This window comes from Castellaniella sp. (assembly GCF_036379515.1).
In the GTDB taxonomy this organism is placed as follows: Bacteria; Pseudomonadota; Gammaproteobacteria; order Burkholderiales; family Burkholderiaceae_B; genus Castellaniella.
Genome location: NZ_DASVGN010000027.1, coordinates 1 through 15,144, shown reverse-complemented (window position 1 = coordinate 15,144; position 15,144 = coordinate 1). Strand labels below are relative to the sequence as shown.

The window sequence follows — 15,144 nt, the reverse complement described above, 5'->3', positions numbered from 1 at the left end:
GGCATGCTGTCGATTCCTGTATTTCATACGAGAAACATACACGGAACCTGGACAGGCCGGCGACCGAAGACCCGAAGACCTGGAACACTGCGCAGTACACTATCAACCCTGCCGTTTGACGGAGATGCCTTTCTGGTGTCTCTACGTCAAACAGTTCCCGGCCTCTATAGGCTGTTGCGATTATATGACGCTTTCCCCCATGCGCAAAATAGTGATTCCATCGGCTGAGCCGCCCGTTGTTCGTCAGGTCACGATTACTGATGAGAACGCGGATCAACGGCTGGATAATTTCCTGGTGCGCGTCTGCAAGGGAGTCCCCAAAAGCCACCTGTACAAGGCCATTCGCGACGGCCAGGTGCGCGTCAATCGGGGGCGCTGCCGCGCCGAGACACGCCTCGCGGTGGGTGACGTCGTTCGAGTGCCGCCGCTGCGCATGCCCGATCCTTCCGCCCGGGTGCCAGCACCTCCTGCGGCTTTTCCCATCGTGTACGAAGACGCCCATTTGCTGGTGATCGACAAACCCGCCGGAGTAGCCGTCCATGGGGGCAGCGGCGTTTCGTTTGGTGTCATCGAACAATTGCGAGCCGCGCGACCTGAAGACCGCATGCTGGAGCTGGCGCACCGACTGGACCGTGAAACTTCGGGCGTACTCATGATCGCCCGCACTCGGAAGGCCCTGGTACGACTGCATGACCTGATGCGTGACCACGTAGGCCGCAAGCGCTACCTGGCCCTGGTCGTGGGCGATTGGGTCAACGATCGCCAGCACGTGCGCCTGCCCTTGCTCAAATACCTGACACCGTCCGGCGAACGGCGTGTCAGGGTCGACGCCGAGGGCAAGCCGGCCCATACCATCGTCACCCTGCGTCACCGCTACGGGGGTGCGTGGTCATTGCTCGAGGCCGAGCTGCGTACGGGTCGCACTCATCAAATCCGGGTGCACCTGGCCGCCCAGGGCCATCCTATCGCCGGCGACGAAAAATACGGCCGTGACGAAATCCGCGCCGCGCTCTTCACCCGAGGCTTTAGACGCATGTTTCTGCACGCGTTCAGCCTCGAAATCCCCCATCCGGTCACGGGCGAACTCCTTACTCTGGAAGCCCCTCTGCCGCCCGCCTGCCAGCGCCTGCTGGATCAGCTCGAAGCACAAGAACTCCGCCCATGAATTCACCCGACTCACCCATGCCCGACGTTTCCGGTTTGGCCCGTGCGCACCTTGCGACGCCCGACCCGGCGGGGTCCAAACAATACAAGGCCGTGATCTTCGACTGGGACGGCACCCTGATGGATTCTACCCACCATATCACCGGCTCCCTGATCGCCGCGTGTCGCGACCTGGGACTGCACGAGCCCAGCCCCGAAGAAGCTGGCTGGGTCATCGGCCTCTCGCTGCAGGCAGCGCTGTATCGATTAGTCCCCGAACTCAGCGCCGACAACGCCGACGCCTTCATCGCCTGCTACAAACAGCACTTTCAGAGCTTGCAACACGAACTCCATCTGTTCCCTGGCCAGGAACAGCTGCTGCAGGATCTGCACACCCAAGGAATCATCCTGGGCGTGGCCACCGGCAAAAGCCGTCGAGGCCTCGACGCCCAGATCGCCCGCCTTGGCCTGGCGCCGCTGTTTGCAGCCACACGGTGTGCCGACGAAGCCCGCGGCAAGCCCGACCCCGACATGCTTGAGCAGCTCATGCGGGAACTGAACCTCGAAGCTCGCGACGTACTGATGGTGGGCGACACCGCCCACGACATCCAGATGGCCCATGCCGCTGGCGTAGATGGCCTGGCCGTAGGCTACGGCGCCCACGCCCCCGAAGAACTCAAGTCGGCCCTTCCCACCGCACTCACCCTGACCGTTCCCCAGATGCAAGCTTGGGTACGCGCCCACGTATAGGCCCCCCTCGTCAGGCACAGCCATCGTGGGGTGGGTGCACGTTCGGGCCCGCTGAGCCGCCCAGGAACGCCGAGCCGCCCAAGAATCGGGCAACTCAAGAATTCAGCTAGCCAAGAACAGGAAAAGGGAAGGCTTCTTCTCAAAATCCGGCATCCCTGCCTTCTTCCATTCCGCCACCGTCCGCGTCGCAATCCACTCATCGTCACACGTCAGCGCGCACGCCACGCACAACCGCGTCGACTCCCGCAACACCCGCAGCATCGCCTCGAACATCGCTCCGTTCCGGTACGGCGTCTCAATCAGAATTTGCGTCTGCTGCTGCTTATGCGAAACCGACTCCCAGGCCCGCAACTGCGCATCACGTTCCGGTCCCTTCACCGGAGCATATCCGTGAAACGCGAATCGCTGCCCCTGCAGCCCGCTTGCCATCAACCCCAACATGATCGATGACGGTCCCACCCAGGGCACCACCCGCATCCCCATCTGGTGAGCCTGCGCCACCACCAGCGCCCCTGGGTCTGCGACCGCCGGGCAGCCTGCTTCTGACACCAAGCCCACATCCTGCTCGACGGGCACCGCCTTCAGCCAGGCGCGGATGTCCTCTGCCCGCGTATCCGGTCGCAGGGCCTCGATCGAAATCTCTTGCAGCGCGATTGGGGTTCCCACCTGCTTCAGGAAACTACGCGCTGTGCGGGCGTTTTCGGCGATAAAGTACCGCAGCGAAATAGTGGTTTCGCGGGCCGCCTGGGGCAACCAGCGCTCGTGAGCGTCCTGGCCCAGGCCCACCGGGATCAGATGCAGGGTCGTCATGATGTTCCTTTCAGACAGGAGGGGCAGGTCGCAGCGGGTCCGCTCCGAATCCTCGCAGCAGACGGCACAGCGCAATGAGCGGCAACCCGATGAGCGCCGTGGGGTCGTCGCTGCGGATACTTTCCATGAGTGCGATGCCCAGGCATTCCGCCTTGGCGCTGCCCGCCACGTCAAAGGGCTGCTCGGCGCTCAGATAATGGTCGATCTGCGCCTCGGACAAGGTCAGAAACCGGCATTCGGTGGATACCAGTGCCGCTTCGCTGCGCGCTCCTTGCGTAAGGCACAACGCAGTGTGAAACAGTACCGTGCGGCCACTGAAGCGCTGCAATTGAGCGTGCGCTGCTTCAAAGCCTCCTGGCTTGCCAACCGGCTGGCCATTAAAATCCGCCACCTGATCCGAACCGACAATCAACGCCTCGGGATGCATGCGGGCGATTCGAGCCGCCTTCTCGCGCGCCAGCCGGACCGAGAGCGCTGCTGGACGTTCACCTGCGTGCGGTGTTTCATCGATATCGGGCGTGATGCTTTCGAAGGGCAGTGCCAGGCGCTGCAGGAGTTCGCGGCGGTAAGGGGAGCTGGAAGCCAGGATGAGCTGCATGGCGGAAAGCCGTATGGAAGTGGCGCCAGTGTACCGCGGGCCGCCTTGCCTTCTTGGGCTTTGTTGCCGCTCGAAATTGACCGCATATGGCGTACTCTAGTATGATCTAGAGTTTTCTTTTGTTGTAAAAATCAATGGTCATTGATGCGCAGGCCTTTACAAGCGCTTCGGGGGCCCTTTCGGGGCACCTTTTTGCGTTGTCATGTGTGCGTCTTTGCCAGGGGTTGCCCGAAAATCAGCCCGGTGGCTTTGAGTGGCAGCTGGATGGGCGGGTCGATGCGGGGCGTGGTTACCGGCGGTGGCTGGACGTCAGGGCGCAGGGGGTGGTGCGGGTCGTGTGTCAGCGGTGTCTTTCGCCGTTTGATCTGACGCTGCATGTGGACACGACCTTGGGCTTGCTTGATAACGCTGCACAGCTCGAGGCCATGGATGCGCTCGAGGCGGAAGGTCGCGGAAGCGATGTCGAATACCTTGTGGCGGATGCGTTGCTGGATGTCGAATCGCTTGTCGAGGACGAACTGATTCTGGCGCTCCCGGTTGCTCCACACCATGAAACATGCCCTGATGCGGAGGGCGGGCACGAGGGGCCTGACGATCGCGATCCGTCTCCTTTTGCGGCATTGGCGCAACTGAGGACCCAACTGAAGACGCAACCAAAGAAACACTGAAGAAAACCGAAGCTTTCATTCAACACGCGGGTTCGCGCTTACCTTACAATGGGCGGCCCCGAAACCAGGAGTCATCATGGCTGTTCAGCAGAACAAAAAGAGCCCGTCCAAGCGCGGCATGCATCGTTCGCACGATTTTCTATCGGCACCGGCCACGGCCATCGAGCCCACCACCGGCGAGCTGCACCTGCGCCATCACATCAGCCCCAACGGCGTTTATCGTGGCCGTAAGGTTCTGAAGACCAAGAACGACGACTGATCGCTGCGTTTATTTCGCATCGATGCCCGATCGCAACATCACTATCGCCGTGGATTGCATGGGCGGCGATCACGGCCTGCCCGTCACGGTGCCGGCCGCGGTGGCGTTTGCCCGCAATCATCCTGACACCCGCTGCCTGCTGGTGGGTGACGAGCCCCTGATCCGCGAGTCGTTGCAGCAGAATGCAGCGCTCGATGGTCAGTTCGAGATCGTGCATGCCTCCGAAGTCGTCACCATGCACGATTCGGTCGAGATTGCCCTGCGGCGCAAAAAAGACTCCTCCATGCGGGTGGCGGCACAGGCGGTCAAGGACGGCCGCGCGAGCGCGGCGCTGTCGGCCGGCAATACAGGTGCGTGGATGGCGATTTCCCGCTACGTGCTCAAGACGCTGGACGGCATCGACCGTCCTGCGATCGCGACGGCACTCCCCAACCAGCAGGGTGGGGCCACCACGGTGCTGGATCTGGGCGCCAATGTCGACTGCACGGCAGAGCACCTGTTGCAGTTCGGTCTAATGGGGGCTGCCCTGGTGTCCACTGTGGACGGCCAGGCCCAGCCCAGGGTGGGGCTGCTCAACATTGGTGAAGAACTCATCAAGGGCAATGACGTCGTCAAGCAGGCCGCTGAGCTGTTGCGCACGAGCGGCCTGAACTTCTACGGCAATGTCGAAGGCGACGATATCTTCAAGGGTACCGTGGACGTCGTGGTCTGCGATGGTTTCGTGGGTAACGTGGTCCTCAAGTCCGTCGAGGGCCTGGCGCGCATGATCGGCGCCATGATGCGCGAAGAATTTCGCCGTAATCCGCTGACCATGGTGGCCGGGCTGGTTGCCACCCCGGTCCTGCAGCGCTTTCGTTCTCGTGTCGATAATCGCCGCTACAATGGTGCCGCGCTGCTGGGCCTGCGCGGTGTGGTATTCAAGAGTCACGGGTCGGCGGATGCTTATGCATTTGGCCAGGCATTGCGGCGCACACGAGAAGCCGTTGTAAACGACCTGCTGGCCGGCATCGGGCAGCGGCTGGATGCGTTGCGTGCGAGTGTGCCCGAGCCGGTGTCCGTTCAGTCCAGCCCGTCTGCCTAATTCATTTTTTCCGGAATTCCTATGCCTTACGCCAGGATCACAGGAACGGGGGGCTATCTGCCCCCGCATGTTGTCAGCAACGACGCTCTGGCAGCAGATCTGGCCACGCGCGGGGTCGAGACGTCCGACGCCTGGATTGTCGAGCGCACCGGCATCCGCCAGCGGCACATCGCCGATCCGGGAACCCGGACCAGTGCTCTGGCCACCGAGGCGGCACGGGCTGCGCTGCAAAGTGCGGGCGTGGCTGCAGAGGACATCGACCTCATCATCGTGGCTACGTCCACTCCAGACTTTATTTTTCCCAGCACGGCCTGCCTGGTGCAAGCCAATCTGGGGGTCGCAGGTGCCGCAGCGTTCGACGTACAGGCCGTCTGTAGCGGCTTTGTCTACGCCTTGGCCACGGCTGACGCCTTCATTCAGGCGGGGCGGGCACATCATGCGTTGGTGATTGGCGCTGAAGTCTTTTCCGGCATTCTCGACTGGAGCGACCGGCGCACCTGCGTGCTGTTTGGCGACGGTGCGGGTGCGGTGGTGCTCAGTGTTTCCGACGAGCCCGGCATCCTGGCCGCACGCCTCAATGCCGATGGCACGCAGCACCATATTCTGTGTGCGGCAGGCAACGTGGTGGGTGGTCATGTGACGGGCGACCCCTTTTTGCGCATGGACGGACAAGCGGTGTTCAAGCTGGCCGTCAACTCGTTGGCCCGCTCGGCGCGAGAAGTCTGTGCCGATGCCGGTATGGCCGTGTCGGACCTCGACTGGATGGTGCCGCATCAGGCCAACGTGCGTATCCTGAATTTCATCAGCCGCAAGCTGGAGCTGCCTGAAGAAAAGCTCATCGTGACCCTGGATCGCCATGCGAACACTTCGGCGGCCAGCGTACCGCTGGCGCTGGACGTGGCCTGGCGCGATGGGCGTATCAAGGCCGGACAGACGGTACTGCTGCAGGGCGTGGGTGGCGGTTTCACCTGGGGTTCTGTCCTCGTGAAAATTTAAGGTCGACAAGATGAAAATTGCATTCGTGTTTCCAGGCCAGGGCTCGCAGACTGTCGGCATGATGGATGCCTGGGCCGACGACGCATCCGTGCAGGCCACGCTTCAGATTGGCAACGAGGCCCTGGGCGAAGACCTGGCGGGCCTGGTGGCACGAGGTCCGGCCGAGACACTCAACCTGACCACACACACCCAACCGGCCATGCTGCTGTGTTCGGTGGCGATGTACCGTGCCTGGGGCACGGCGGGGGGGCAGACGCCTGAGCTCGTGGCCGGGCATAGCCTGGGGGAGTACTCGGCACTCGTGGCGGCACAGGCCCTGGATCTGGCGGATGCGGTGCGCACCGTTCGGGTACGGGCCGACGCCATGCAGTCTGCTGTTCCGGTCGGGCAGGGCGGCATGGCCGCCATCATCGGGCTGGACGATGACGCAGTGCGTACTGCGTGCGCGCAGGCTGAGCAGGGTCAAGCGGTCGAAGCCGTCAATTTCAATGCGCCAGGGCAGGTGGTCATCGCGGGCCATGCCGAGGCCGTGGCACGTGCCTGTGAACTTGCCAAGGCAGCGGGTGCCAAGCGGGCACTGGTGTTGCCCGTGTCGGCTCCGTTTCATTCGCGTCTGCTCGAACCTGCCGCCCGCGTGCTGGCACAAGCGTTGGCGGGCGTGGCTGTGTCCAGTCCCGCGATTCCGCTCATCAACAACGTCGACGTAGCGCAGCCGCGGGACCCGGCCGGCATTCGCGATGCGTTGGTGCGTCAGGCGTGGCATCCTGTGCGTTGGGTCGAGACCATCCAGGCCATGAAACGCGAGGGTGTCACCCATATCGTCGAGTGTGGCCCGGGCAAGGTCCTGTCGGGGCTCATCCGGCGGATCGACCGCGATATTCAATCTTTCAATATCACCGATCCGGCGTCGCTGCGGCAGACGCTGGACGCTCTTCGAGGCTGACATGTCAGAACCCTTATTGACGGGCAAGATTGCCCTGGTGACCGGCGCGTCGCGCGGAATTGGGCGTGCCATTGCCCTTGAACTCGCCGCTCAGGGTGCCACCGTGGTGGGGACCGCCACCTCCGAATCCGGTGCGCTCGCCGTCACCGAGGCGCTGGCGCCGCAGGGTGGGCGGGGTGCCGTGCTCAACGTCAATGACGCGGTGGCCTGTGACGCTTTGCTCGCCGAGCTGGCGTCTCAGGGGGCACCTCATATTCTGGTCAACAATGCCGGCATTACGCGTGATGGCCTGATTCTGCGCATGAAGGACGACGATTGGGCGGCGGTGCTCGATACGAACCTGTCTTCCGTTTTTCGGCTGTCGCGCGGCGTGGCCAAGGTCATGATGAAGGCGCGTTGGGGCCGCATCATCAATATCACCTCCGTCGTGGGTTATAGCGGTAACGCCGGTCAGGCCAATTATGCTGCAGCCAAGGCAGGCGTCGCAGGCATGTCTCGGGCCCTGGCCATCGAGCTCGGCAGCCGGGGAGTGACCGTCAATTGTGTCGCGCCGGGGTTCATCGACACCGATATGACCCGGTCCCTGTCCGAAGCGCAGACGGCGGCGATTTTGTCGCAGGTGCCGCTGGGCCGCCTGGGCTCGCCGGCCGACATCGCCCACGCGGTCGCATACCTGGCCAGCGAGCAGGCTGCCTACGTCACGGGTACTACCCTGCACGTCAATGGCGGCATGTACATGTGAAGAATGTCCCCTAGGGGTATTACCGTAACGGGGCCTGCCCATCTAAGGTAAAATCCGTTCAAATATTTTTGCCCGCTGCCCGGCCAGGCGCATTTGGCTATAATTCGCGGGATTTTTCCTAACTGGAGATATGCATGGAAAGCATCGAACAGCGCGTCAAGAAGATCGTCGCTGAGCAACTCGGCGTCAACGACGCAGAGATCAAAAACGAATCTTCCTTCCTTGACGACCTCGGTGCCGATTCGCTCGATATGGTCGAGCTCGTGATGGCCCTCGAAGACGAATTCGAAACCGAGATCCCCGACGAAGAGGCGGAAAAGATCACTACGGTGCAGCAGGCGGTCGATTACATCACCTCGCACAGCAAACAGTAATTATTGGCGTTTCGGTCGCGCCTCACCGCGGCCGGTGCCTCTGGGCGGTTCATGGCGAAGCACGTTCGGCTCCCGGTTCGGGGGTCGATTGCGATGGCCTGCCATGAAGCCGCCCTTTTCATTTTCAGGAGCTGTATGTGAAACGACGCGTCGTCATTACGGGACTGGGCATTGTGTCCCCCGTAGGCAATGATGTGGCAACCGTCTGGGACAATCTCCTCCATGGCCGGTCGGGCATTGGGCGGGTAACCCGCTTTGACGCCTCGGTGCTCAGTTCGCAGATCGCCGGCGAGGTCAAGGACTTCCGGGTCACCGACTACATGGGTGCCAAGGAAGCCAAGCAGATGGATACCTTCATCCATTATGGGGTCGCCGCTGGGGTTCAGGCGTGGCGTGACTCGGGGCTCGAAATCACCGAAGCCAATGCAGACCGCTGCGGAACCATCATCGGTTCGGGCATCGGTGGCCTGCCGCGCATCGAAGAGACGCAGATCGAGTACCTCCAGCGGGGCGCACGGCGTATCTCGCCCTTCTTTGTCCCTGCTTCTCTCATCAATCTGATCTCGGGGCAATTGTCCATTCTTCTCGGGCTCAAGGGCCCCAGCTATGCAGTGGTTTCGGCCTGCACGACGGGGCTGCACTCCATTGGTGATGCTGCGCGTCTCATCGAATACGGCGATGCCGACGTCATGGTGGCGGGCGGGGCTGAAAGCTCCGTCTCCCCATTGGGCATGGGGGGGTTTGCCGCCATGCGTGCCCTGTCCACTCGCAACGACGATCCGACCACGGCTTCACGTCCCTGGGATCGTGACCGGGACGGATTCGTCCTCGGGGAAGGCGCCGGGGTAGTGGTGCTCGAAGAATACGAGCACGCGCGGCGTCGTGGTGCTCGCATCTACGGAGAATTCCGTGGCTTCGGCATGAGCTCCGACGCGCATCACATCACCAGCCCCGATCAGGATGGGCCGCGCCGGGGCATGCTGCATGCCCTGCACAACAGCGGTGTGAACCTGGACGAAATCAGCTATGTGAACGCGCATGGCACTTCGACTCCACTGGGTGACAAGAACGAGACCGAGGCCCTGAAGCTGGCCTTCGGCGATCATGCGCGCAAACTGGTGGTCAATTCCACGAAATCCATGACCGGCCACCTGCTGGGGGCTGCGGGGGGTATCGAGGCGGTATTCACGACGTTGGCGGTCTATCACCAGGTCTCGCCTCCGACTATCAATCTGTTCAACCAGGATCCGGAATGCGATCTGGATTACTGCGCCAACGAAGCGCGCGATATGAAAATCGACGTGGCTTTGTCGAACTCATTCGGGTTTGGTGGGACCAATGGTTCGATGATCGTCAGTCGCTTTTGAGCGGCCCGCTCCCCGATATGGCCAAGGAGCCCGCATGACCGAGCGCGAGGTTGACCTCGCGCTCGTGGAGCGCGTACGGAACGGGGACCGGCGGGCTTTTGACCTTCTGGTCATCAAGTATCAGCGGAAAATCATGCGCCTGCTCTCGCGCATGATTCACGATCCCTCCGAGGTCGAAGACGTCGCGCAGGAGTCCTTCATCAAAGCGTATCGTGCATTGCCGCAGTTCCGGGGCGAAAGCGCGTTCTACACGTGGTTGTATCGGATTGCCATCAACACAGCACGCAATTGGCAGAGCGCCAGTTTCCGGCGCCCAGTCACCGTGACGTCACTCGAAACAGACGATGGTGAAACTTTTGACCAAATTGATGGCCTAAGCGACGAGAGCACGCCTGAGTCGGTGTTGGCCAGTCGTGAGGTTGCCCGTACCGTCAACGAGGCCATCGAGGCCTTGCCCGAAGACTTGCGCACGGCCATCGTGCTGCGAGAAATCGAAGGGATGAGCTATGAAGATATTGCCAGCACCATGCAGTGTCCGATTGGAACCGTGCGTTCGCGCATCTTTCGGGCGCGCGAAGCGATTGCTGCCCGGCTGCGGCCTGTCATGGGGCAGGGTTCGGAGCATCGCTGGTAAGGAGTCATCATGAATACGCGCCATGAATCTCAACACGTGGAAGATAACTGGGAAGCATCCGTGTCCGCCTGGATGGACGGTCAGGAAGACCTGCGCCTCGACCAGATGGACAGTCCCCACGCGCGCCAGATCTGGGATACCTACCACCTGATTGGCGACGTGATGCGCAGCGACGACCTTGCCATTCAGCCTTCCGCCCGATTTCATGCGCGCGTATCCGCAGCGCTGGATGCCGAGCCTCCCATCGTGGCGCCTGCGCCGCTGACGCGTCGTCACCTGTGGCGTGTCAGTCTCTCGGGCATGGCGGTTGCGGCTGCGGTGGTTTCCGTCGTCTGGATGGCCCGCCCGGCGTTTTTTGGTGGCGCGGAAGCCTCGGATGGCCAGCCAGTTCTGGCCCAGGTGGATGAATCCAGCCAGCCGGCCGATCCGGCGCTTGCCGATTACATGGCCGCGCATCAGGCTATGGCAGGGGCAGGGCCGGTACGTCAGGTCTCTTACGACGGGATGGGGTCGCACTGATGGGCGCCCTAGCGTCGCCCTCGTCGAGTCCGTTGCGGCAATGGGTGCGGGGCATGGGCCTCGTATGGCTTCTCTGCGGGTTCGTTGCGCCAGCCGTCGCGGCGCAGCCGTCACCCGCCAAAATCTCCGATTTTCTCAGCCAGGTTCAGGCTGCAGCACGCACACTGGATTATTCCGGCGTCTATATCTATCAGCAGGGGGCGGCCATCCAGTCGGCCCGCCTGGTGCACGTTGTCGATGGGACGGGCGAGCGCGAACGCCTTGAAGTCCTCGATGGTCCTGCGCGCGAGTGCCTGCGCCAGAACGACGTTGAACGCTGCCTGCAGCCCGATCACAAGCTGGTGGTGGTGCAGCCAGCTCGCAGCGATCATTTTCCCGGCCTGATGCTCGGAGACGGACATACCATCGCCCAGCACTACGAATGGAAGCCCTCGGGTCGTTCATATCGTGTGGCCGGCCGTGATTGCTCGGTTTCGGAACTGTTGGCGCGTGACCATTTGCGCTACAGCTATCGCATCTGTACCGACCAGAAGACGCATCTTCTGCTCAAGTGGCAGACCTTGGATGCACGCGGGCACCTGATCGACCAGATTGCCTTCGGCAGCATACGGTTGGGGACTGACGTGCCATCCGGGTCGCTGGATTCCCGTTGGAATACTCAAGGCTGGAAGACTGAAACTGAATCCGGTACGCCCACTGACCTGCAGGCGCGCGGCTGGCGATTCTCGTTACCCGCCGGTTTCGCACCTGTGGTCCAGTTGTCGCGCAAAATCGGGCCCAGTCACGGGGTGGATCAGCTGGTATTATCCGACGGCCTGGCAGCGATTTCGATTTTCATTGAAACCTTTGACCCGAAACGCGATCAAAACGTCAAACAAGGCGGCATGCGCCAGGGTGCTCTGAATATTTATCGATTGCGTCTGGCGTCTTATTGGCTGACGGCTGTCGGGGAGGTCCCCGCGCAAACGGTGCGCGAAGTGGCCCGAGCCGTTCAGTATGTGCCACAGGCCGCCCATTGAAAATTGCTTTCTAGGAGAATTCCATGGCTTTCAATTTGCCCAGCATGCCCGCCGTCAAGCGGGTGGTTGCCGGCGCAGCGGCTGGCTTGATGATGGCTGCCGTGCTCCCCGCGACGGCGGCGCAGGCGGAAACCAGCATACCGACCGTCGCCTTGCCTGATTTCACGTCGGTTGTTGCAGAAACGGAAGGCTCGGTCGTCAATATCCGCACGACCGAGGCGGTCCCCGTGCGTCGTCCGACCATGGGGCCGGGAGGCGATCCCTCCGATCTTTTCCGCTGGTTTTTTGGGCCTGATTTTGTGCCGCCGGGGTATGGCTCTCCGCAGCAGCAACAAAAGCCGCATTCGCAACCCAAGCAGGCACATCCTCAAGAGCGTACGGTGCCGCGCGGAATTGGTTCCGGATTCATCATCTCCAGTGATGGCTATATTCTGACCAATAATCACGTGGTCGATAATTCCAATGGGATTTTCGTCACCATGACCAATGGCAAGGAATATAAGGCCAAGGTCATTGGCACCGACAAGCGCACCGACATCGCATTGCTCAAAATCGACGCCAAGGATCTCAAACCCTTGCCGTTGGGTGATTCCGACAAACTCAAGAAAGGTCAATGGGTACTCGCCATTGGTTCCCCGTTCGGTCTGGATTCAACCGTCACGGCCGGTATCGTCAGTGCCATCAATCGGGATACCGGTGATTATCTGCCGTTCATTCAAACTGATGTCGCGGTGAATCCTGGAAACTCGGGTGGCCCGCTCATCAATCTCGCAGGGCAGGTGGTAGGGATCAATTCCCAGATCATTTCGCGCAGTGGCGGCTTCATGGGTATTTCGCTGGCCATTCCTATCGATGAAGTGATGCGGGTGGTTGATCAGCTCAAGGCGCATGGCAAGGTCACGCGGGGCATGATTGGCGTGCAGATCACCGAAGTCCAGGACGACGTGGCCAAGGCACTGGGTCTTCCCAAGGCAGAAGGTGCGCTGGTGAGCAGCGTGGCGCCCAATGGTCCGGCTGCCAAGGCAGGTGTGCATCCGGGTGACGTGATCACCTCCTTCAACGGGAAAAAGATTGCGCACATGACCGATCTCCCTCGCATGGTCGGGGCAACGCAGCCGGGGACAGAAGTCACCATGCAGGTCTGGCGCAAGGGCAAGACGGTCGACCTCAAGGCCAAGATTGCCGAACTGACCGATCAGGCTGCCGCTGCCACGTCGTCCGCATCCTCGCCGGCTCCTGAAAAGGCAGACCGCCTCGGGCTCATCGTCAAGGCATTGCCAGCCGATGCTGGCAGTCATCAAGGGGTGGTGGTCGAGCAGGCCGACGGCGTGGCGTCTGACGCCGGAATCCAGCAGGGCGACATCATCCTGCGGGTCAACGACACCGACATCACCAGCCCCGAGCAATTTGCCAAGGTGGTGAAAGGCTTGAGCAAGTCCCGTCCGGCAGTGTTGCTGGTTAGCCGTGATCAGCAATCGCAATGGGTGATCATCAAACCTGAATGATGCGCGCTGCGTTAAACCGGTAAAATACCGGCTGAACGAAAGGGGGCGCCCTGCGGCGTCCCCTTCCTTATTTAGGGTGACCTTTTCTGTATGGACCTTATCCGCAACTTTTCCATCATCGCGCACATCGACCATGGCAAGTCCACGCTGGCCGATCGCCTGATCCAGCGTTGCGGTGGCTTGCAAGATCGCGAGATGTCCTCACAGGTTCTCGACTCGATGGATATCGAGCGTGAGCGCGGCATTACGATCAAGGCGCAGACGGCAGCGCTGCAATACAAGGCTGCGGACGGGCGCGTCTATGAGCTGAATCTGATCGATACCCCGGGCCACGTCGATTTCTCGTACGAAGTCAGCCGCTCGTTGTCGGCCTGTGAAGGCGCTTTGCTGGTGGTCGATGCCTCCCAGGGAGTCGAGGCCCAGACGGTCGCCAACTGCTATACCGCCATCGAGCTGGGCGTCGAAGTACTGCCCGTGCTGAACAAGATGGATCTGCCGTCGGCCGATCCCGATAGCGCCGCCGCCGAGATCGAGGACGTCATCGGCATCGATGCGTCGGGTGCCATCCTGGCCAGCGCAAAGACGGGGCAGGGCATCGATGAAATCCTCGAGGCCATCGTGGCCCACGTGCCGGCACCGAAAGGCGACCCCTCCGCAGCGCTGCAGGCCTTGATCATCGACTCCTGGTTCGACAATTACGTCGGTGTAGTAATGCTGGTGCGTATCGTCAACGGCACTTTGCGCCCCAAGGACAAAATCCTGCTCATGGCGACCGGCGCCACCCATTTGTGCGAGCAACTGGGCGTATTCACACCCAAGTCACAGCCGCGCGACGTGCTGAAGGCGGGCGAGGTTGGTTTTGTGATTGCCGGCATCAAAGAGCTGCAGCATGCCAAGGTGGGTGACACCGTAACCTTGGCACCGCGCCCCGCCGCGCAGGCCTTGCCTGGGTTCAAAGAGGTCAAGCCCCAGGTGTTTGCCGGCGTGTACCCGGTCGAGTCCAGCGCCTATGATCAGCTGCGCGATTCCCTTGAAAAGCTCAGCCTGAACGATTCGTCGCTCAAGTTCGAACCCGAGGTCTCCCAGGCACTGGGGTTTGGTTTCCGCTGCGGGTTCCTGGGGCTGCTGCACATGGATATCGTGCAGGAGCGGCTCGAGCGCGAATTCGACATGGACATCATCACGACGGCGCCCTCGGTGGTCTACGAAGTCGTGGATGGCAGCGGCACGGTGTTGAGGGTGGACAGTCCATCGCGCATGCCCGAGGTCGGGCAGATCCATGAAATCCGCGAGCCGGTGATGACGGTGACGCTTTTCATGCCGCAGGAATACGTCGGGCCCGTCATGGCCTTGTGTACCAACAAGCGGGGTGTGCAGCTCAACATGAGCTACCACGGCCGTCAGGTGCACCTGAGCTACGAAATCCCGCTCGCCGAGATCGTGCTCGATTTTTTCGACCGCCTCAAGTCGGTGTCCCGCGGCTATGCGTCCATGGATTACGAGTTCAAGGAATATCGCGCGGCCGACGTCGTGCGCGTCGATCTGCTCATCAATGGGGATCGCGTCGATGCGCTCTCGATGATCGTGCATCGCAGCAATGCGCGCGCGCGGGGTCGGGACGTCGTCACCCGCATGCGCAGCCTGATCCCTCGCCAGATGTTCGATATCGCCATCCAGGCGGCCATCGGCGCCGAGGTCATTGCCCGCGAGAATGTGAAGGCCTTGCGCAAGAATGT

At 61.7% G+C, this 15,144-nt stretch carries 17 protein-coding genes; 15 read left to right on the top strand and 2 right to left on the bottom strand.

Features of this window, described 5'->3' with window-relative positions; translation table 11 throughout:
• Window positions 1-199: 199 nt before the first annotated feature.
• Together VF285_RS08285 and VF285_RS08280 are read left to right on the top strand one after the other, a co-directional pair.
• Window positions 200-1,165 (top strand): RluA family pseudouridine synthase, encoded by a 966-nt coding sequence (locus VF285_RS08285; protein WP_414648100.1) that lies wholly within the window; start codon window positions 200-202, stop codon window positions 1,163-1,165.
• Window positions 1,162-1,893, top strand: coding sequence for an HAD-IA family hydrolase (locus VF285_RS08280; protein WP_346952148.1), 732 nt, complete (start codon window positions 1,162-1,164; stop codon window positions 1,891-1,893). Before VF285_RS08285 ends, VF285_RS08280 begins: the two co-directional genes overlap by 4 nt.
• Window positions 1,894-1,995: 102 nt before the next feature.
• Here the strand turns inward: VF285_RS08280 and VF285_RS08275 are convergent, their stop codons facing one another.
• A complete protein-coding gene (locus tag VF285_RS08275; RefSeq protein ID WP_346952147.1) occupies window positions 1,996-2,703 on the bottom strand; it encodes an SAM-dependent methyltransferase in 708 nt (235 codons plus the stop codon).
• 10 nt (window positions 2,704-2,713) lie between these two features.
• A complete protein-coding gene (locus VF285_RS08270) occupies window positions 2,714-3,301 on the bottom strand; it encodes a Maf family nucleotide pyrophosphatase (RefSeq protein ID WP_346952146.1) in 588 nt (195 codons plus the stop codon).
• Window positions 3,302-3,435: 134 nt separating this feature from the next.
• Between VF285_RS08270 and VF285_RS14465 the strand changes: the two genes are divergently transcribed.
• The 13 genes from VF285_RS14465 to lepA form a co-directional block, all read left to right on the top strand.
• A complete protein-coding gene (locus VF285_RS14465; protein ID WP_414648099.1) occupies window positions 3,436-3,969 on the top strand; it encodes a YceD family protein in 534 nt (177 codons plus the stop codon).
• Between the two features lie 76 nt (window positions 3,970-4,045).
• Complete coding sequence (rpmF, locus tag VF285_RS08260) at window positions 4,046-4,228, top strand: 50S ribosomal protein L32 (RefSeq protein ID WP_346952144.1); 183 nt, start codon at window positions 4,046-4,048, stop codon at window positions 4,226-4,228.
• 22 nt (window positions 4,229-4,250) lie between these two features.
• Window positions 4,251-5,309: a phosphate acyltransferase PlsX gene (gene plsX, locus VF285_RS08255; protein ID WP_346952143.1), complete on the top strand. Its 1,059-nt coding sequence runs from the start codon at window positions 4,251-4,253 to the stop codon at window positions 5,307-5,309.
• 21 nt (window positions 5,310-5,330) lie between these two features.
• Window positions 5,331-6,305, top strand: coding sequence for a beta-ketoacyl-ACP synthase III (locus VF285_RS08250; protein WP_346952142.1), 975 nt, complete (start codon window positions 5,331-5,333; stop codon window positions 6,303-6,305).
• Between the two features lie 10 nt (window positions 6,306-6,315).
• Window positions 6,316-7,248, top strand: a complete 933-nt coding sequence (gene fabD, locus VF285_RS08245; RefSeq protein WP_346952141.1) for an ACP S-malonyltransferase — start codon at window positions 6,316-6,318, stop codon at window positions 7,246-7,248.
• A 1-nt stretch (window position 7,249) separates the two neighbouring features.
• A complete protein-coding gene (fabG, locus tag VF285_RS08240; protein ID WP_346952140.1) occupies window positions 7,250-7,990 on the top strand; it encodes a 3-oxoacyl-ACP reductase FabG in 741 nt (246 codons plus the stop codon).
• Between the two features lie 134 nt (window positions 7,991-8,124).
• On the top strand, window positions 8,125-8,364 hold the full coding sequence (acpP, locus tag VF285_RS08235) for an acyl carrier protein (RefSeq protein WP_346952139.1): 240 nt from the start codon (window positions 8,125-8,127) through the stop codon (window positions 8,362-8,364).
• Window positions 8,365-8,501: 137 nt separating this feature from the next.
• Window positions 8,502-9,731, top strand: coding sequence for a beta-ketoacyl-ACP synthase II (gene fabF / locus VF285_RS08230; protein ID WP_346952138.1), 1,230 nt, complete (start codon window positions 8,502-8,504; stop codon window positions 9,729-9,731).
• 34 nt (window positions 9,732-9,765) lie between these two features.
• Window positions 9,766-10,365, top strand: coding sequence for an RNA polymerase sigma factor RpoE (gene rpoE / locus VF285_RS08225; protein ID WP_346952137.1), 600 nt, complete (start codon window positions 9,766-9,768; stop codon window positions 10,363-10,365).
• 9 nt (window positions 10,366-10,374) lie between these two features.
• Entirely contained in the window at window positions 10,375-10,884 is a 510-nt protein-coding gene (locus VF285_RS08220; RefSeq protein ID WP_346952136.1) for a sigma-E factor negative regulatory protein, read from the top strand.
• A 53-nt stretch (window positions 10,885-10,937) separates the two neighbouring features.
• Entirely contained in the window at window positions 10,938-11,903 is a 966-nt protein-coding gene (locus VF285_RS08215) for a MucB/RseB C-terminal domain-containing protein (protein WP_346952135.1), read from the top strand.
• A gap of 23 nt (window positions 11,904-11,926) precedes the next feature.
• Window positions 11,927-13,408 carry a DegQ family serine endoprotease gene (locus VF285_RS08210; protein ID WP_346952134.1) on the top strand — a complete coding sequence of 494 codons (1,482 nt, stop codon included), beginning with the start codon at window positions 11,927-11,929 and terminating at the stop codon, window positions 13,406-13,408.
• Between the two features lie 90 nt (window positions 13,409-13,498).
• A partial coding sequence (gene lepA, locus VF285_RS08205; RefSeq protein WP_346952133.1) for a translation elongation factor 4 occupies window positions 13,499-15,144 on the top strand: 1,646 nt, incomplete at its 3' end.